The following is a 17,481-nucleotide window of genomic DNA, read 5'->3' as shown; positions in this document are numbered from 1 at the left end:
AAAGAATAACGCAGCGGGTGTGAGGGCTGCCTCATCTGATCGGTCACAGTGGATCCTCGGGAACTCGCGCGGCGTTTTCGGAGTTGAGCAGAGGGTGTGGGACGCTGTCTTGCGGCCGCGGGCCGTGGCGTCCGCAGTGATGCGGCGCAAGAAAGACAATAAGGAGAAGGGGGACGCGCGCAGTGAGTTCGACGATTCGTCGTCGCCGGTGGTTGATGGCACCCATCGCCGCAGTCGCGACAGTGACCGTCGCGTCGTGCAGCATGCAGATGCCCTGGGACCGACCGGACATCCCTGACGGTCTCCCGCCCGGCGTCGGCACGCAGCAGCCGTACATCGACATCAACGCGCCCGGCCGGACTGCCGACACGATGCGCGAGTGGGCCACGCCGATCTCCGACGCCACCGGCATTCCGCTCACCTCACTCGAGGCCTACGGCAACGCCGCCGAGATCCAGCGCCAGCAGCATCCCGAATGCGGCATCGGCTGGACCACGCTCGCGGGCATCGCTGCCCGCGAGACCAAGCACGGTCGCTATCACGGAGCGAGTGTCGCGCCGAACGGCGACGTGAGCCCCGAGATCCGCGGACCCGCGCTCGACGGCACCAACGGCAACCGCGTCATCCGCGACACCGACGGCGGCAAGCTCGACGGCGACAAGACCTACGACCGCGCTATGGGGCCGTTCCAGTTCATCCCCGAGACCTGGCAGCGGTACGGCGTCGACGCCAACGGCGACGGCGTGGCCGACCCCGACAACATCGACGACGCCGCGCTCTCGGCCGCCCGTTACCTGTGCGTGTATTCGGGCGGCGACATGACGACGCCGGAGGGCTGGGAGAAGGCCGTCCACGCGTACAACAATCACACCGCGTACGTGCTCGACGTGCGCAACTACGCCAACGCGTACTCCGTGAACATTCGCTACTGATCTGCGTTTATCCTGGAGCGGTACTCGTCGGCGGAGCTTCCGTCGACCCGACGAACCGAATTGGGGCTGACAAGTGGCAATTATCGAGCAGGTAGGCGCGCGCGAGATCCTCGACTCCCGCGGCAACCCGACCGTCGAGGTCGAGGTGGTCCTGGACGACGGAACGTTCTCGCGGGCTGCCGTGCCTTCGGGCGCATCGACCGGTGAGCACGAGGCCGTCGAACTGCGCGATGGCGGTGACCGCTACCTCGGCAAGGGCGTCAAGAAGGCTGTCGAGGCAGTCCTGGGCGACATCGCCCCCGAGGTCATCGGCATCGAGGCCGACGACCAGCGCGTCGTCGACCAGACCCTGGTTGATCTCGACGGCACCCCCGACAAGTCGCGCCTGGGCGCCAACGCGCTGTTGGGCGTCTCGCTCGCCGTCTCGAAGGCGGCCGCGGAGTCGGCCGGACTGCCGCTGTTCCGCTACGTCGGCGGCCCGAACGCGCACATCCTGCCGGTCCCGATGATGAACATCATCAACGGTGGCGCGCACGCCGACAACGGCATCGACTTCCAGGAGTTCATGATCGCGCCGACCGGTGCGTCGACATTCGCCGAGTCGCTCCGCTGGGGCGCCGAGGTGTACCACTCGCTGAAGTCGGAGCTCCACAAGCAGGGCATGAGCACCGCGCTCGGCGACGAGGGCGGCTTCGCCCCCGACCTGCCCAACACGCAGGCCGCCATCGACGTCATCGCCAAGGCCGTCGAGAACGCCGGTTACAAGTTCGGCAGCGACATCGTGATCGCCCTCGACGCGGCGTCGACCGAGTTCTTCACCGACGGCGCCTACCAGTTCCAGGGCAAGCCGCATTCGGCCGACGACATGATCAAGTTCTACGAGAAGCTCGTCGCCGATTACCCGATCGTGTCCATCGAGGACGGACTCGGTGAGGACGACTGGACCGGCTGGGCGGGACTGACCGAGGCCGTCGGCGACAAGGTGCAGCTGGTCGGCGACGACCTGTTCGTCACCAACCCGGAGCGCCTGGAAGAGGGCATCAGCAAGGGAATCGCCAACGCGCTGCTGGTCAAGGTCAACCAGATCGGCACCCTGACCGAGACCCTCGACGCCGTCGCACTGGCCCACAACAGCGGCTACAAGACGATGATGAGCCACCGTTCCGGCGAGACCGAGGACACCACCATCGCCGATCTGGCCGTCGCGTGCGCCTCGGGCCAGATCAAGACCGGTGCACCCGCTCGCTCCGAGCGCGTCGCCAAGTACAACCAGCTGCTCCGCATCGAAGAGGGCCTCGGCGACGCCGCGCGCTACGCCGGTGACCTGGCCTTCCCGCGTTTCTCGTTCGGTGCGTGATTAGCTAGTACGTATGGGTGTGGGCGAGACCGAGGGCGACGCGGGGGCTTCCCGGCGTCGGAGTTCGCGGAGTCGGGGTGATCGTCGGACCAGTGCGTCCCGGCGATCACGTCCCGATCCGCGGCGCACTCGGTCTCGCTCCGCATCATCTGCGCGCGCCGAGCAGACGACGCAGAGCCCCGATGCCGGCGTCGCCTCGGCGTCGCACGTCGGCGCCCGGAGACGTCGACCGACCGACCGACCCAACGGACACCCGTCCGGCGATCTGCCCGCCGCACCGTCTCGGCTCGCGCTGTTCGCGCAGCGTCGTGGAGTCAGCGTCACCACCATCGGGATCGCGATCGGTCTCGCCGTCTTCCTGATGCTGACCCTCGCGGTGCCGGTGCGGACGTACATCGCCCAGCGCAACGAGTTCCACAATCTGCAGCAGGCGAACGCCGAGTTGAAGCGGGAGACGGCCGAGTACAAGAGCCGCCTCGCGCAGCAGAGCGACCCCGCCTACATCGAGGCGGAGGCGCGCAAACGGCTGCAGATGGTCATGAAGGGCGATAAAGCCGTCGTGATCATCAACCCGTCGCGCGAAGAGCGCGAAGCCGCGCAAGCCCAGGAGCGCAAACGCAAGGCGACGCCCTGGTACGAGAACCTGATGAATGCGGTGTCGACACCGCCGGAGACCCGAGGGTAAGTGAGCATCACCGAAGCCGACCTGCAGGCGGTCGCGAAGCAGTTGGGACGTGAGCCGCGGGGCGTGCTCGAGATCAGTTATCGGACGCCGGACGGGCAACCCGCCGTGGTCAAGACCGCGCCGCGGCTGCCCGACGGGACGCCGTTCCCCACGCTGTACTACCTGACCGATCAGCGGCTCACAGGTGCGTGCAGTCGGCTGGAGTCCGGCGGCGTGATGCGCGAGATGCAGGCGCGTCTGGCCGACGACGCTGCACTGGCCGCCGGATACCGCGCCGCCTACGAGAGCTACCTGGCCGAGCGCGACGCGATCGAATCGCTCGGCACCGACTTCGCCGGCGGCGGCATGCCCGACCGGGTGAAGTGCTTGCACGTGCTGGTGGCGCATTCGCTCGCCAAAGGACCGGGGGTGAACCCGCTCGGGGACGAGGCCGTCGCGCTGCTGGCCGACGTGGAGAAGCTGCGCGGCATCGCCGTCCCCGGCGACTGGCCCGCGCTGCCTGCGCATCCCGTCGACGCGGAGGCGGACGCATGACGCGCGTCGCGGCCGTGGACTGCGGCACCAACTCGATCAGACTGCTGATCGCCGACGTCGACGCCGGCGTCCTGACCGACGTCGAACGCGACATGAAGGTGGTGCGACTGGGGCAGGGCGTCGACGCGACCGGACAGTTCGCCGACGAAGCGATCGAACGCGTCCGCGTCGCACTGACCGGCTATGTGGAGCGGATGCTGGCCGCGGGGGTGGAGCGTGTGCGGATGGTCGCGACGTCCGCGACCCGCGATGCGAGCAACCGTGACGAGTTCTTCGCCATGACCGCCGAGCTGCTCGGGAAGGTGCAGGCGGGAGCCGTCGCGGAGGTCATCACCGGCGACGAGGAGGCGAGGCTGTCGTTCCGCGGCGCCGTGGGCGGACTCGACCCGGCCGACGGACCGTTCGTCGTCACCGACCTCGGCGGCGGCAGCACCGAGGTGGTCGTCGGATCGGTGGTCGGCGGCGAAGCGGTGGTGGCGGGGGCGTACTCCGCCGACATCGGCTGCGTCCGGCTCACCGAGCGGGCGTTGCCGTCCGACCCGCCGACGCTCGACGAGCAGGCCCGTGCCGCGCTGATCGCCGCCGAGGAGTTGGCGAAGGCCTTCGCCGCGGTCGACGTGTCCGCCGCGCGCACCTGGGTCGGCGTCGCAGGCACCCTGACCACGTTCGCCGCCGTCCACGCCGGACTGGCCGCGTACGACCCCGAGGTGATCCACCATTCCCGGATCTCCCTCGCCGACCTGCACGTGCTGTGCGGGAGGATCGTCGCGATGACGCGGGACGAGCGACTGGCGCTGGGCCCGATGCATCCCGGTCGCGCTGACGTGATCGGCGGCGGCGCGCTGGTGACCCGCGAGCTGGGCCGTCAGTTCGCCGACCGCGCAGCCATCACTGAGATGGTGGTCTCCGAGCACGACATCCTCGACGGAATCGCCCTGGGCCTGGCCTGATCGGCCAGGGCTGGCCTCACCGTCCGAAGTTGTTGCAGCTCTCGCAGACGCTGTCGGGGATGACGCCTGCGCGCTGGAGCAGGCCGAAGCCGATGCAGCCGAGGCAGAGGCCGAACGCGAACTCCAGGAACGCGGCGGCGATGAGCGCGCCGACGACGATCTGCGCGGCCAGACCCAGCCCGAACAGCGAGAGCACGAACGCCGTTCCGGAGAACACCAGGCCGATGGTCTGGGCGAAGCGCTTCGGCGGTCCGGGGACCGTCTTCTCCTTCTTCCAGACCTGCGGCACGATCACGTGGACTGCCAGGCGACCGAACGGCGAGTACCGGGGACCGCCCGCCACCCGCAGCGCGAACCCGAGCGCCAGGATCCCGTACAGCCACGGCTGGTCGACGACGATCGAGACCGCGGCCAGCACGATCACCAGTCCGGCGGTGGAGCGGGCGGCGTAATCGTTGACCGGGTTCGGGAAGTCGAGCAGGCCGCGATGCCACGACGGGGTCTCTTCGACTGCGATCGACGAGTCGACCTGGGTGAAGACGTCAGAGTTGGTCACGGATACTCCTCCTAGCGATGACGATTCACCCTAAGTCCCCGCTGCGGGCGCGCCTAGGGTTTGCCTCACGCTGATCAGAATGCGCGGATGCCCCACGGTGGTCGAGTGCCGCCAGGATCTGTCTTCTCAGAGCCCTCCGCTGGAACATTGCCTGCGGAGGCCGCCCACACGACAGATCTTGGGAGCATCGGCGCGTCTCGGAACCGAACTGTGGCCGCGCGCGTCCAATCACTATGAAGGATGCAGGAATTTATCCGCGGGCCCAGCTGCTGGCGATGGGATACGACGACCATTCGATCCGAAAGGCGGTCCGGGCCGGTTCGCTCATTCGCCTCCGCATCGGATGGTTCGCCACCCCGAACGCCGACGAGACCGCGATGGCAGCAGTTCGCGACGGCGGCGTCCTGACCTGCGTCGACGCCCTGGCCTTCCACGAGTTGTGGATCCCGCCGGGGCATAAGGATCGACTGCACATGCGGCGAAGCAGGAGCATGCGTGGGAAGAACCGCGCGTGTCGGCCACTGCAGGGGTATCTGACCACTGCCGATCGTGCGGTGGACTCCATCGCCGTCGCACTCAGCTGCGCCGCGCGGTGCCTGAGCGCGGAGGAGTGGATCGCCGTCTGCGACTCATATATGAACGCGACGGGCAAGAGTCTCGGGGATCTCGCGCAGGAACTCGACGGCGCGGGGCCGACGGTGACGGACCGGCTCGGCCGGACCGAGCGGCTCTCGCAGTCGGGGACCGAGAGCATCGCTCGTCTTCGGCTGCGGGCGGTGGGATACAACGTGGTGGTCCAACCGCAGGTGGACGGGGTCGGTCGCGTCGATCTGCGGATCGGGGTGTTGCTGATCGAGTGCGACAGCATGCTCTATCACGCAAGCAAGGAAGACTACGAGCGCGACCATCACCGAGACAGACGCGCGATGGTGGCGGGATGGTTGAAGCTCCGACTGACCTACGACGACATCATCTACGACTGGGAGGGTGTGCTCGCGGACATCCGCGAGATCACCAGGGCGGAACGGCATCGCGCCCGCTCGGTCAGGAAGCGCGCCCTGGTGGAACGATCAGTACGGCAGTCGCTGACCGGTGGAAGCGTGCCGTCGAACGAGGACTGGGGATGTTGACGCCTAAGATCTGCACGGTGAGCGGCCTCCGCTGGAACATTGCCGGCGGAGGCCGCTCAGGGAGCAGATTGTAGCGATAGTCGTCGCTAAGCCGACTCGAACTCGGCGAGGATCTCCAGAACCTGGTCGCCGTAGTTGTCGAGTTTGGCCTGACCGATGCCGGAGACGCCGAGAAGCTCGTCGCGGCTCGACGGTTTGACGGCGGCGATCTCCTCGAGCGTCTTGTTGCTGAACACCGTGAACGCGGGGGCGCCCGCCTCTTTCGCGACCCCGGCGCGCCACCGGCGCAGCACCTCGAACAGGTTCCGATCCTCGTCGGACAGATCCGGTGCGGCCGACACCGGCCGCGACGCTTTGCGGACGCGAGGGGTGGCCTTGACGTCTTCGCGCAGCATCACAGTCTGCTCGCCGCGGAGAACCGGGGCGGCCTTCTCTGTCAGTCGGAGGACGCCGTAGTCGCCGTGCGGGACGATGATCCCGAGCGCCACCAGCTGTCGTACCACGCTGCGCCAGCCGCTGCCGTCGAGTTCGGTGCCGATCCCGTAGGTGCTCAGTCGAGTATGTCCCTGCTGCTGGATGCGGGCGTTGTCGGCGCCGAGCAGGATGTCGATGAGATGTCCGGCGCCGTAGGCCGACCGGTTGAACTCGCGGTCCAGACGGAAGACGGTCGACAGCAGTTTCTGCGCGGGCACGGTGCCGTCCCAGGTGGCGGGCGGCGCCAGACACGTGTCGCAGTTGCCGCACGGCTCGATCTGCTGGTCGAAGTAGCCGAGCAGCTGCTGCCTGCGGCAGGTCGGCGTCTCACACAGGGCGAGCATCGCGTCGAGCAGTTGGGATTGGACGCGGCGGTGAGCGGCGTCGCCGTCGGACTGGTCGATCAGTCGTCGCTGATTCATCACGTCGGCCAGCCCGTACGCCATCCACGCCACCGACGGCAGCCCGTCGCGGCCGGCACGACCGGTCTCCTGGTAGTAGCCCTCGATGCTCTTCGGGAGATCGATGTGCGCGACGAACCGGACGTCGGGTTTGTCGATGCCCATGCCGAACGCGATGGTCGCGACCACCACGATCCCGTCCTCACGGAGAAAGCGGTGCAGCGTGTCCTCGCGGACGCGTCGATCCAGCCCTGCGTGGTACGGGACCGCGTTGACACCGTTCGCTGCCAGGAACTCGGCGATCTTCTCGACGCTCTTGCGGCTCAGCGCGTAGACGATGCCAGTCGCGGGCTCGCCGTCGACGACGCCCTCGGTGCGGATGAAGTCCAGCAGCTGCTTGTTGGCGCTGGCCTTGGGTTCGATGCGGTAGGTGATGTTGGGGCGGTCGAAGCTGGAGACGAAGTGGCGGGCGTTCTCCAGGTGCAGCCGCGACGTCAGCTCCTCGTGGGTCCGACGCGTGGCCGTCGCGGTGAGCGCGATCCGCGGGACGTCGGGCCAGATCTCGGCGAGCTCGCCGAGTGCGAGGTAATCGGGTCGGAAGTCGTGGCCCCACTGGGACACACAGTGCGCCTCGTCGATCGCGATCAGCGCGAGTCTGCCGCGCGCGAGGAACTCGCGGGTGCCGCGCTGGCTGAGTCGTTCCGGGGCGATGTAGATGAGGTCCAGTTCGCCGGCGAGGTACGCGCGCTCCACCTCGGCGCGATCCTCCGGGAACTGCGTCGAGTTCAGGTATGCGGCGCGAACGCCGAGCTGCTGCAACGCCCCGACCTGGTCGGCCATCAGCGCGATCAGTGGCGACACCACCACGGCGCAGCCCTCGCGCACCAGCGCAGGCACCTGGTAGCAGAGGCTCTTTCCGCCGCCGGTCGGCATCAGGACGACGGCGTCGCCACCGCCGATGACATGGGAGACGATCTGGTCCTGGTCGCCGCGGAAGTCGTCGTAGCCGAAGACGTTGCGGAGGACCTCGTACTGGTCTGACACGCCGCGATCAGTCGTCCTCGGAGTCAGCGTCATCGGTCTCGTCGGCGTCGTCGCTGTCGTAGCCGTTGAGCGAATCCTGCTCCACCGGCTGCGACTTGGGGTGCGGCGTGGGCGCCGAGTCGCGGCGGGCGGCTTTCGCGGCCTCGCGCATCTCGAAACCGTCCGTGACCAGGTCGCCGATCTCGCGGGCGACGTCGGCCACCGCAGCGGTGATGATCGAGGCGATGTTCCCGACCCGGTGCGCGGTGTTCTCCACGACGTCCTGGATCAAGTCCTTGTTGCGCTCTGCCCGTCCGACCACTGCTCGTCCCTCCAAGATCGATGCCGACTGCCGAGTCCCATGGTAAGCGGGGCCGCCCGGCGACGGCGCGCGCGCACCGTGAACCCCACCCGTCGAGTGATCACGTAGTGGATCACGTAGTCACCCCGCTGACGATCGAATCGAAACCCGACAGTGTGGTCTGTGTCACCCACAGTGAGTTCGGCCTTGAAAGGGGCAGCACCATGACCATTCTCGACAATCCGGCGGCAGTCGACGCCGACACCTACCTCGACCGCGCTCGGACCGCCGCGACGGTCATCGAGGCCGAGGCGAATGCGATCGAGGAGGCGGCGACCATCACGACGCCGGTGTTCGAGGCGCTCTCGGAGGCCGGTCTGTTCTGGGCACTGGTCCCGAAACAGTACGGCGGCGCCGGACTCGACATCGTCACCACGTTCAAGATCATTCAGGAGATCTCCCGCGCCGACGGGTCCACCGGGTGGGCGTTCATGGCCAATGCGTGCAGCACCGGAGTCGCGGTCGGCTTCATGGATCCGGTCGGCGCCGAAGAGATCTTCGGCGGCGAACTGAAGGGCATCACCGCGGGCATGATCGTTCCGACCGGGCGTGGCGTCCGTGTGGACGGCGGCTTCCGCATCGACGGCCGGTTCCAGTTCGCGAGCGGCTCCGCCCACGCCTCGTGGATCGGTGTGGGCTTCGTCGTCCACGACGAGAACGGTGAGCCCGTCATCGACGACGACGGGCAACCGGACTGCCGGATCGCCTTCGTCCCGCGCGACCAGGTCGAGTTCCTGGGCAACTGGGACGTGATGGGCATGGTCGGGACCGGATCGTACGACTACCAGGTGGCGGACTGCTTCGCCGCCGACCGGTTCACCATGAAGACGTTCTCCACCACCCCCACCCAGCCGGAACCGGTCTACGAACTGGGACTGTTGGGCATCGGCGTCGGCGGGCACGCACCCGTCGCGCTGGGACTCGCCGAGCGCGCGCTGCAGGAGATCGCCGGGATTCTGGAGACCAAGGTCCGGCCGGGATACGACGGCGTGGTCGGCGACTCCGATGTCTTCCGTCTGGAGTTCGGCCGACGCGAGGCGCTTTTCCGCGCCGCACAGGCATACGTCTACGAGGTGTACGGCGACGCCGAGGCGACGGCGGCACGCGGCGAGACCATCACCGCCGAGCAGCGCGCCCGGATGCGGCAGACAGCGACCTGGGCGCAGGAGGTGGCAGGCGACGTGGTGATGTTCGCGCACCGCTGGGCCGGCAGCGCGACGGTCCGGAACCCCAGCGCGCTCGGCCGGTGCGTGCGCGACGCGGCCGTCGCCACCCAGCACGCGTTGATCGACCGGATGACGATCGCGGAAGCGGCCGCCGACATCCTGCCCGCCTACCGACGCGCGCGCTGACGCCCGCGCCGACCCACGACGAACCACACGAACGACGAGAAGAAGGACGTGACGATGGGACAACTGGACAACAAGGTGGCACTGGTGACCGGCGCGGCGCGCGGTCAGGGACGCTCGCATGCGATTCGGCTCGCTGAAGAGGGCGCCGACATCATCGCGATCGACCTCTGCGCGAAGGTCGACACCACGGAGTACCGCGGCAGCACCGTCGAAGAGCTGGACGAGACCGCGCGGTACGTGGAGAAGGCGGGGCAGCGCGCGGTGACAGCGGTGGCCGACGTCCGCGACCTCGGCGCGATGGAGAAGGCCGTCGCCGCGGGCATCGCCGAACTCGGTCGGCTCGACATCGTCGTCGCCAACGCGGGGATCTTCTCCTCGGCGCCCCTGCACGAGCTGACCGAACACCAGTGGGACGAGATGATCGACATCAATCTCAGCGGTGTGTGGAAGACGATGCGCGCCACCGTCCCCCACTTGATCGACCAGGGGGAGGGCGGGTCGATCATCTTGATCAGCTCCACCGGCGGCTTGCAGGGCTTCCCGAACTTCGCGCACTACGTCGCAGCCAAGCACGGTGTCACCGGGCTGGCGCGGACCGCGTCGAACGAGTTGGGCGCCCATCGGATCCGCTGCAACTCGATCCATCCGACGTCGGTGCTGACCGACATGATCGATCACGAGGCGATGTATCGGCTGTTCCGGCCCGACCTGGAGAGTCCGACGCACGACGACTTCCGGGAGGCCTGCCAGAGCGGCATGAACGTGCTTCCGACGCCGTGGCTGGAGCCGAGCGACATCTCGAACGCGGTGCTCTGGTTGGCTTCGGACGCATCCCGGTACGTCACCGGAATCGCGCTGCCGGTGGATGCCGGAGCGATGTCGAAGGTGTGAGTCCGCCACCCCGATCCGGGCCGCCCCGAACTGTGCTCGACACAGGTCGGGGCGGCCCTCGTCGTCTCCTCGAGGCGATCAGTCCACGGTGTCGAGCACCGCGGCGACCATGCTGCGTCGACCGATGTGGAGCTTGCTCAGAATGTGCTCGACGTGCCCTTCGACGGTGCGGTGCGACAACACCAGACGCTCGGCGATCTGCTTGTTGGTGAGCCCCTCCGCCACCATCTCGGCCACCTCTCGTTCTCGCTCGGAGAGATCGTCGACGGTGCCGAGGCGGCGCTGCGTGACCTTCGGCGGACACGGCTCGTCGTCGGGTTCGGCGTCGAAGAGGCACGCGAGCAGTTCGGTCTGCGACATCGCGCGGCCGCGGTCCCAGGCGCGTTCGAAGGCAGTGTCGCCGAGATCTCTGCGGGCGGTCTCGATCGCGCTGGCGCGCAAGCTGTTCCAGTGATCCGAGCCGTACAGCTGACGACCGACGGACGCCCACATCGCGGTCGCGGCGCCGAGGATCACCGCGGCGCGTTCACTGGAACCGTCTTCGGCGAGAGCCCAGCCCAGCAGGTCCGACATCAGCGTCATGCCGATGGTGTCGCCGAAGGCTCGGTGCCCGCGCAGCGCTTGGTCGGCCATCGTCGCCGCGGACGACGGATCGCCGCGGAGCAGCGCGACCAGCCCGAGACCGTACGTCGCATACGAGTGGAACCACAGCTCGCCGACGGCCTCGGTGTCGTCGTACACCGCGGCGAAGGTCGCCTCCGCCGCATCCACCTCGAGCGTCGCGGACAGCAGCATGCCGCGATGAACGGCGAGGGTCGCGTGCAGGGCCGCCGGCGCGCCGATCGACCGATAGGCGGACTCGGCGGCGTCGAGGTTGATGCGTGCGGCGTCGAAATCGCCCGCGAAGAAGTCGCGCAGCCCGGCGGTGTGCGTCGCAAACGCCGCAGTCTCCGCATCGTGTTCGCGGGCGGCGAGCTCGCGGGCGCGTTGCAGCGCGAAGTCCGCCGACTCGCGATCGCCCTGCAGGGTCTGCAGCAGCGCGAGCACGCCGAACATCCGGGCCTTGTGTGCGGCCGGCGCGTGCGGCAGGTCGAGGGCCTTGGTGAGCCACATCCGATGCTCACGCGCGGAGACACCGCACGCCCACAGGAACGTGGCGCGGCTCAAGGCCGCGGTGGCCGTGGTCGTGAGGGCGACGTCGTCGGGAGCCGACATCGCCGATTCGAGCGCCGCCCGCACATTCCCACGATTGTCTTGGACCACCGTGATCGTGGCGAGCTGCTCCGGGCCGTACCAGCTGTCGGCGGACTCGACGATCGCCCTCGCGCTCCAATCCAGCAGCCGCGCGGTCATCGCATCGCGCTCGGCCTTCTCGGCTTTGCCCCACCCGTACGCCCTGATCGATTCGAGCATCCGGAATCGCACGTGTGCGCCGCTGCCGCCGTGCTCGAACCGGGAGATCACCGATTTCGCGACCAGTCCGGAGAGCGCCTCCATGATCGCGGCGTCGTCCAACGAGTCGTCGCCGCAGACCTCGACGGCGGTCGCGAGATCGAAGCCGCCGACGAAGACCGACACGCGCGACCAGAGCAGGCGTTCGTCGGCGGAGCACAGATCGAAACTCCAGTCGATCGTCGCCTCCAGGCTGCGGTGGCGCGACGTCCGACGACGCGAGCCGACGGTCAGCATCGACAGGTGCCGGTCGAGGAGATCGGCGAGGTCGCGCACCGACAGCACACTCAGCCGCGTGCAGGCCAGTTCGATGGCCAGGGGCAGGCCGTCGAGCCGTCGGCAGATCCGTTGGACAAAGGCCAGATTCGCATCCGTGAGCTCGAATCCGTCGACGGTCGCGGTGGCGCGCTGGGTGAACAGTTCGACGGCGGCGCCCACCGAGTCGTGCTCGCCGGTCGGCAGGGGAGACAGATGGAAGACGTACTCGCCGGGCACGGCCAGGTACTCGCGCGAGGTGATCAGGATGCGCAGATTGGCGGTCTCCTCGACCAGGCGGTCGACCAGCGTCGCGATCTCTTCGACGAGATGCTCGCAGTTGTCGAGAACCAGCAGCATCCGGCGGGAGTGCAGGTGGTCGACGATCAAGTCATCGAGCGATGTGCCCTGGGTTTCGCTGACATCCAATCCCAGTGCGTCGCAGACGGTCTGGGCCAGCAGGCTCTCGCTGCGGAGTCCGGAGAACTCGACGAAGCGCACCCCTTCGGGGAAGGCGCGACGGAACTCCTCGGCCGCTTCGACCGCCAGCCGGGTCTTGCCCATGCCGCCCGAGCCGACGATCGACACCAGTCGATGCTCGCCGAGCAGCCGCCGCAGGTCGCGGATCTCGTCGAGCCGACCGACGAAACTCGTCGCCGGGCGGGGAATGGTGGCTCGGCCGGCGGTGGGAGTCCCGCCTGCCGCGGTGTCGTCGACGCGCAGTGCGTTCACGCGGCGTGACAGCAGGGTGCGGGATCGGTCCCACCCGATGATCCGGCCGATCTCGGCGATCGAGATCGACGGCTGCTCGATCAGCAACTCGCGGATCTGGTCTTCGACGGCGTCGGTCGCCGAGCCCTTCAGGCGGCGATGATCGTTGGGCGGCTCGGTGGTTGCGAGTGCTCGCTTGACCGTGTTCCGAGACATCCGGAGGCGGCCTGCGATTCCGGAGATGGACTCGCCTTGTGCTCGACAACGATGGATCTCGGCCCACTCGTCGGCGTTCATTCGCGGCTCCCAGCGGTCGACAATGATGTGAATCACTATCGACAACCGGTGTGGTGTCCATCAACCCGGGTGGTCAAGATGTGTCATTCCGGTGTGGAAGGTGCCCCGGAAAGCGGGCGGCTTTCCTGGGTATGAGACCTGTGACCAGCGTGAACGGTCCGGCAGAGGTGGTGGCGACCGGTGCCGTGGGCGACCACGTGGTTGGACGGTTCTCGGTCGGCGTGAGATCGAACACAGTTGAGGTACGGGCTTCGCGCCGCACTTCATCGAAGGGAATGCACATGTCTCAGCACAACGCCGACGCACTCAAGGCGGCCTTCGCCGCCGCCGACGCCGGTGACCCCGGCCCGCTGGTCGCGCTCTACTCCGACGACATGACCTGGGCGGGCTTCACCTTGGACGGCTCGCTCCGGCTCTACAGCAAGGGGGAGTTCCTCGAGGCCTTCGGCGTGCTGGCCAAGCTCGACGAGTCGCGCAACGAAGTGGTCGACTGCGAGGTGATCGACGACGAGCTCGTCGTCGCCAAGGTGCGGGCCTACCGCCGCCTGGGCAGCGAGGAACTCGACATCACGATGGTGATGACGCACCGCTTCGTCGACGGCGTGGTGACGCGGGGCGGCGACCTGGTGCCGTCCTCGTTCGAGAAGTTCTGGGCCACCGTCGGCATCGCGGCCTGAGGCGGCGTCATGACTGCTGACGTGATGGAACGCAGATTCGGCGCCGACGTCGACGCGCTGATGCCGGCCGGCGCCGGATCGGAGCAGATCCGAGCGGTGTTCAACGGCTTCCCCGCGGCCGTCGTGGCCCTGTGCTCCGTCGACGAGGACGGCGCCCACGGGTTGGTCGCGACCTCGGTGAGCGTCGGCGTCTCGTACGACCCGCCGATGGTGCTGTTCTCGGTCCGCAAGGAGTCGACCACCTGGCCCGCCCTGCGCCGATCGCCGCATCTGGGACTGTCGGTGCTCGGTGAGGACCAGAGCGACCTGTGCCGACGGCTGGCCGGTGCGGGCGACCGTTTCGACGGCGTCCGCACGCATGCCGCCGACGGCGGCGCGCTGTTCATCGGCGACGCGATGAGTTGGCTGGACTGCACCATCGAATCCGAGGTCGAGGCCGGTGACCACACGGTCGTCATCCTGCGCGTGCATGCGGTCGGGCACGCGCAGGACACCGCGCCCCTCGTCTTCCATCGCAGCACGTTCCCGGTGCTGCGCGGACTGTGACCGATCCACCGAGTTTGAGGAGTACGACATGACCGCAGTACTGGCCGAGACCGCGGCCCCGAGCGAATCCGCCTGCCGGGTGAGGCTCGTCGTCGATCGACGGACGACGCCGCCGTCGCTGGTGGAGCGACGCTATGTTTCGCTGCAGGCCGCCTTGGCGGGACGCGGCGGCGGACCGAGCGCGTCGGTGCTCCACGTGCGCGTGATCGACGAACCGCGTGCAGCAGAAGGACTCTCGGGGATCGCGGTGCTGGGCCGTCCGCGGTCTATCGCGAGTTTCGTCGCCGACATCGTCGCGCTCGACATCGCCGCGGGCGTCGACCTGGACTTCGGCGATGCGGCAGTGCCCGCCGCGGGCTTCTTCGCCGAGATCTCCGACGACCTGCGCAGTCACGGCGTTCCGATCTCCGTGACATACCTGGCGGGGTCGTAGCGGGGCGACGCCCCACGCTGATCGAGTGCCACCTGCGAGCGCAGCGACCACGCTGATCGAGTGCCACCCACGCACGCACCTCCCCACGCTGATCGAGTAGCCACCTGCGAGCGTCGACGAGCACACGCCCCCACGCTGATCGAGTAGCCACCTGCGAGCGCAGCGAGCAAGTGGCGTATCGAGATCGCCCGCACCCGAAGCAGGCACCAAACTGCAGAACGCCAATGCCGTATTCCGTGACCCGACTCAGGTCACGGAATACGGCATTCTGCGTCGTGCCGACTTCGGCCAACTCGATGTCGTGAGGTGACAGCAGGCGGCGGTAACGCACCACTTGTCGTCGAGCCGCACCATTTCTGGTTCGCGCACTCGGTCGCGACCGAGTGCCGGAACCACAACTGGTGCGGCTCGACGATAAGTGGTGCAGGCCGCCGCCGTCTGCTGCTGTGCTGTGGTCGGTACGACGCGGAAATCGGTTTGGGTAGGTGCGGCGATCTCGATACGCCACTTGCTCGCTGCGCTCGCAGGCGGCTACTCGATCGGCGTGGGGGTGGCTGTGCTCGCAGGTGGCACTCGATCAGCGTAGGGGTCCGCTGCGATCGCAGGTGACATTCGATCAGCGTGGGAGGGCGTGGGGTGGTGTGGTCGCCGGGGTCGATCGGCGTGGGGGCGTGGGAGGCGTGGGGGTCGCTGCGCTCGCAGGAGGCACTCGATCAGCGTGGGGCACTCGATCGGCGCGGGAGTCAATCAATCGGCTCGTCGCGCAGCGCGCGGCGGAGCAGTTTGCCGCTCGCGGTCTTCGGAATGTCGTCGAGGACAAGGACGTCGCGCGGCGCCTTGTAGGCGGCCAGGCGTTCCTTCGCGAAGGCGATGAGCTCCTCGGCATTGGTCTCCAGTCCCGGCCGCAGGCTCACGAAGGCGCGGACGGTCTCGCCGCGGTAGTCGTCGGGGACGCCGACCACCGCGGCCTCCCGCACCGCGGGATGCTCGTAGAGCACGTCCTCCACCTCGCGCGGCCACACCTTGAAACCGCTGGCGTTGATCTGATCCTTCATCCGGTCGACGAGGAAGAACCAGCCGTCGCGGTTCATGAACCCGACGTCGCCGGTGCGCAGTCCCGCCGCGGTCAGCGCGGCCGTCGTCGCATCCGGCTTGTTCCAATAGCCTGCGACGATCTGCGGTCCGGCGATCACGATCTCGCCCGCCTCGCCGACGGGCAGGTCCGCGCCGTCGGCGCCGATCACGCGGACCACGGTGTCGAAGACCGGGACGCCGACGGCGGTGGTGCCCGATGCGGGATCGTTCGGCGCGGTGGTGCCGAACGGGACGGCGATCGCGGGCGACGTGGTCTCGGTGAGTCCGTAGATGTTGTGGATTCGATGGCCGAAGGCGTCCTGGAACGCGGTGAGCGTGGCCGGGGGAATGGGAGCTCCGCCCGAATAGATCTTCGTCAGCGACGCGAGTTTCTCGCGTGAGGACTCGGCGGCATTGAGCAGCGCGATGAAGACGGTGATGGAGCCGACCGTGAACGTCACTCCGTGTCGAGCGATCGCCCGGACGGTGTCGTCCGCGTCGAATCGATGGGTCAGGACCAGCGGGGCTCCGGTCACCAGCGACAGCCCCACGTGTCCGACGATCCCGGTGACGTGGAACAGCGGAGCGATGCCTCCGATCACGTCGGAGGCGTCGATGCCGATCCAGTCACGGTAGACGCAGGCGCTGAACAGCAGGTTCGCGTGCGTGGTCATGGCGCCCTTGGGCGGGCCCGTGGTTCCGGAGGTGTACGTGAGAACCGCGACGTCGTCGGGATTCGGCCGGGCACGGTCCGGTCGGCGGCCGTCGGCGGCGGCGATCATCGTCGTCATGTCGAGCTGCTCGCCGGTGTTGCGGGGACCGCTCGACGCATCGCGATATTCGAGTTCGGACGTGGTGATGACGGTGTCGATGCTGTGCGAGGCGGCGACGGATGCGGCGACGTCGCGATGCAGTGACTCGAGGGTCACGAGCACGGTGGCGCCGGAGTCGGCGACGATCTCGGCCAACTCGCGGTCGCGGTACATCGGATTGGCCGAGACGACGATGCCGCCCGCCTTCCAGATGCCGAGTTGGGCGATGACGTACTGGGGAACGTTCTGCAGGTACAGCACGGCGCGGTCCCCGACGGCGAAGCCGCGGTCGACGAGCGCCACCGCGAACGCGTCACTGAGCCGGTCCAGGTCGGCGGCGGTCAGAGTGGTGTCGAAGTAGTGGATGGCCGGTTGGTCGGCCCGGGCCGCGACGACGTCGGCGAACGCGTCCAGCACCGTGCGGACTGCGGTGTCGGTGGGTCGCAGCGTCTGCCGGTCTGGCGGGTACTGCGTGAGCCACACGCGGTCGTCGTACGCGGTCATCGAATCGGCCTCCACACAATCAAGTGCCGAGCGATCGCTCGGTTTCCTAGAAGGTGACATTGAATACGCATCGG

16 protein-coding genes are annotated in these 17,481 nt (G+C 68.1%); 11 read left to right on the top strand and 5 right to left on the bottom strand.

What is annotated here, in order from left to right; genetic code table 11:
* Window positions 1-215: 215 nt before the first annotated feature.
* From GH2_RS17915 to GH2_RS17895, 5 genes are all read left to right on the top strand, one after another.
* Complete coding sequence (locus tag GH2_RS17915) at window positions 216-932, top strand: lytic transglycosylase domain-containing protein (RefSeq protein ID WP_066171229.1); 717 nt, start codon at window positions 216-218, stop codon at window positions 930-932.
* 73 nt (window positions 933-1,005) lie between these two features.
* Window positions 1,006-2,289 (top strand): phosphopyruvate hydratase, encoded by a 1,284-nt coding sequence (eno, locus tag GH2_RS17910; protein WP_066171226.1) that lies wholly within the window; start codon window positions 1,006-1,008, stop codon window positions 2,287-2,289.
* 13 nt (window positions 2,290-2,302) lie between these two features.
* A complete protein-coding gene (locus tag GH2_RS21420; RefSeq protein ID WP_084247607.1) occupies window positions 2,303-2,974 on the top strand; it encodes an FtsB family cell division protein in 672 nt (223 codons plus the stop codon).
* The gene (locus GH2_RS17900) at window positions 2,975-3,508 is read left to right on the top strand and encodes a DUF501 domain-containing protein (protein ID WP_066171223.1); all 534 of its coding nucleotides are present in this window, start codon (window positions 2,975-2,977) and stop codon (window positions 3,506-3,508) included. It abuts the gene before it with no gap.
* Window positions 3,505-4,458, top strand: a complete 954-nt coding sequence (locus GH2_RS17895) for a Ppx/GppA phosphatase family protein (RefSeq protein ID WP_066171220.1) — start codon at window positions 3,505-3,507, stop codon at window positions 4,456-4,458. The genes GH2_RS17900 and GH2_RS17895 overlap by 4 nt, the downstream gene beginning before the upstream one ends.
* A gap of 16 nt (window positions 4,459-4,474) precedes the next feature.
* On the opposite strand, the gene GH2_RS17890 is transcribed toward GH2_RS17895, so the two are convergent.
* A complete protein-coding gene (locus tag GH2_RS17890; protein ID WP_066171348.1) occupies window positions 4,475-4,975 on the bottom strand; it encodes a DUF4395 domain-containing protein in 501 nt (166 codons plus the stop codon).
* Window positions 4,976-5,247: 272 nt separating this feature from the next.
* Between GH2_RS17890 and GH2_RS17885 the strand changes: the two genes are divergently transcribed.
* Window positions 5,248-6,144, top strand: a complete 897-nt coding sequence (locus GH2_RS17885) for an endonuclease domain-containing protein (RefSeq protein ID WP_066171218.1) — start codon at window positions 5,248-5,250, stop codon at window positions 6,142-6,144.
* Between the two features lie 86 nt (window positions 6,145-6,230).
* On the opposite strand, the gene recQ is transcribed toward GH2_RS17885, so the two are convergent.
* Both recQ and GH2_RS17875 read right to left on the bottom strand, forming a co-directional pair.
* A complete protein-coding gene (gene recQ, locus GH2_RS17880) occupies window positions 6,231-8,063 on the bottom strand; it encodes a DNA helicase RecQ (RefSeq protein ID WP_244885423.1) in 1,833 nt (610 codons plus the stop codon).
* A 7-nt stretch (window positions 8,064-8,070) separates the two neighbouring features.
* Window positions 8,071-8,364 (bottom strand): hypothetical protein, encoded by a 294-nt coding sequence (locus GH2_RS17875; protein WP_066171209.1) that lies wholly within the window; start codon window positions 8,362-8,364, stop codon window positions 8,071-8,073.
* A 203-nt stretch (window positions 8,365-8,567) separates the two neighbouring features.
* Here GH2_RS17875 and GH2_RS17870 point away from each other — a divergent pair, with 203 nt between their 5' ends.
* Both GH2_RS17870 and GH2_RS17865 read left to right on the top strand, forming a co-directional pair.
* Window positions 8,568-9,755, top strand: coding sequence for an acyl-CoA dehydrogenase family protein (locus GH2_RS17870; protein ID WP_066171206.1), 1,188 nt, complete (start codon window positions 8,568-8,570; stop codon window positions 9,753-9,755).
* Window positions 9,756-9,809: 54 nt separating this feature from the next.
* Window positions 9,810-10,646, top strand: coding sequence for a mycofactocin-coupled SDR family oxidoreductase (locus GH2_RS17865; RefSeq protein ID WP_066171203.1), 837 nt, complete (start codon window positions 9,810-9,812; stop codon window positions 10,644-10,646).
* Window positions 10,647-10,724: 78 nt separating this feature from the next.
* Here GH2_RS17865 and GH2_RS17860 read toward each other — a convergent pair whose 3' ends face one another.
* A complete protein-coding gene (locus tag GH2_RS17860; protein WP_066171200.1) occupies window positions 10,725-13,361 on the bottom strand; it encodes a LuxR C-terminal-related transcriptional regulator in 2,637 nt (878 codons plus the stop codon).
* Between the two features lie 281 nt (window positions 13,362-13,642).
* On the opposite strand from GH2_RS17860, the gene GH2_RS17855 reads away from it, so the two are divergent.
* From GH2_RS17855 to GH2_RS17845, 3 genes are read left to right on the top strand one after another with little or no spacing between them, the layout of a single operon-like run.
* Window positions 13,643-14,038, top strand: a complete 396-nt coding sequence (locus tag GH2_RS17855; RefSeq protein WP_066171345.1) for a nuclear transport factor 2 family protein — start codon at window positions 13,643-13,645, stop codon at window positions 14,036-14,038.
* Between the two features lie 9 nt (window positions 14,039-14,047).
* On the top strand, window positions 14,048-14,584 hold the full coding sequence (locus GH2_RS17850; RefSeq protein ID WP_066171197.1) for a flavin reductase family protein: 537 nt from the start codon (window positions 14,048-14,050) through the stop codon (window positions 14,582-14,584).
* A gap of 28 nt (window positions 14,585-14,612) precedes the next feature.
* Window positions 14,613-15,017, top strand: a complete 405-nt coding sequence (locus GH2_RS17845) for a hypothetical protein (protein WP_066171194.1) — start codon at window positions 14,613-14,615, stop codon at window positions 15,015-15,017.
* A 743-nt stretch (window positions 15,018-15,760) separates the two neighbouring features.
* On the opposite strand, the gene GH2_RS17840 is transcribed toward GH2_RS17845, so the two are convergent.
* A complete protein-coding gene (locus GH2_RS17840) occupies window positions 15,761-17,407 on the bottom strand; it encodes a class I adenylate-forming enzyme family protein (protein ID WP_066171343.1) in 1,647 nt (548 codons plus the stop codon).
* Window positions 17,408-17,481 lie beyond the last annotated feature (74 nt).

The sequence above is a fragment of the Gordonia hydrophobica NBRC 16057 genome, from assembly GCF_001592365.1.
In the GTDB taxonomy this organism is placed as follows: Bacteria; Actinomycetota; Actinomycetes; order Mycobacteriales; family Mycobacteriaceae; genus Gordonia; species Gordonia hydrophobica.
The sequence above is the reverse complement of the archived record's forward strand: the minus strand, read 5'-3'. Positions and strand labels throughout refer to the sequence as shown.

Bases quoted from the DNA above. Each gene is read 5' to 3' on its own strand.
- GH2_RS17915 (WP_066171229.1), top strand. From the start codon at position 216: ATGGCACCCATCGCCGCAGTCGCGACAGTGACCGTCGCGTCGTGCAGC.
- GH2_RS21420 (WP_084247607.1), top strand. From the start codon at position 2,303: ATGGGTGTGGGCGAGACCGAGGGCGACGCGGGGGCTTCCCGGCGTCGG.
- GH2_RS17895 (WP_066171220.1), top strand. From the start codon at position 3,505: ATGACGCGCGTCGCGGCCGTGGACTGCGGCACCAACTCGATCAGACTG.
- GH2_RS17885 (WP_066171218.1), top strand. From the start codon at position 5,248: ATGAAGGATGCAGGAATTTATCCGCGGGCCCAGCTGCTGGCGATGGGA.
- GH2_RS17870 (WP_066171206.1), top strand. From the start codon at position 8,568: ATGACCATTCTCGACAATCCGGCGGCAGTCGACGCCGACACCTACCTC.
- GH2_RS17865 (WP_066171203.1), top strand. From the start codon at position 9,810: ATGGGACAACTGGACAACAAGGTGGCACTGGTGACCGGCGCGGCGCGC.
- GH2_RS17860 (WP_066171200.1), bottom strand. From the start codon at position 13,361: ATGAACGCCGACGAGTGGGCCGAGATCCATCGTTGTCGAGCACAAGGC.
- GH2_RS17855 (WP_066171345.1), top strand. From the start codon at position 13,643: ATGTCTCAGCACAACGCCGACGCACTCAAGGCGGCCTTCGCCGCCGCC.
- GH2_RS17850 (WP_066171197.1), top strand. From the start codon at position 14,048: ATGACTGCTGACGTGATGGAACGCAGATTCGGCGCCGACGTCGACGCG.
- GH2_RS17845 (WP_066171194.1), top strand. From the start codon at position 14,613: ATGACCGCAGTACTGGCCGAGACCGCGGCCCCGAGCGAATCCGCCTGC.
- GH2_RS17840 (WP_066171343.1), bottom strand. From the start codon at position 17,407: ATGACCGCGTACGACGACCGCGTGTGGCTCACGCAGTACCCGCCAGAC.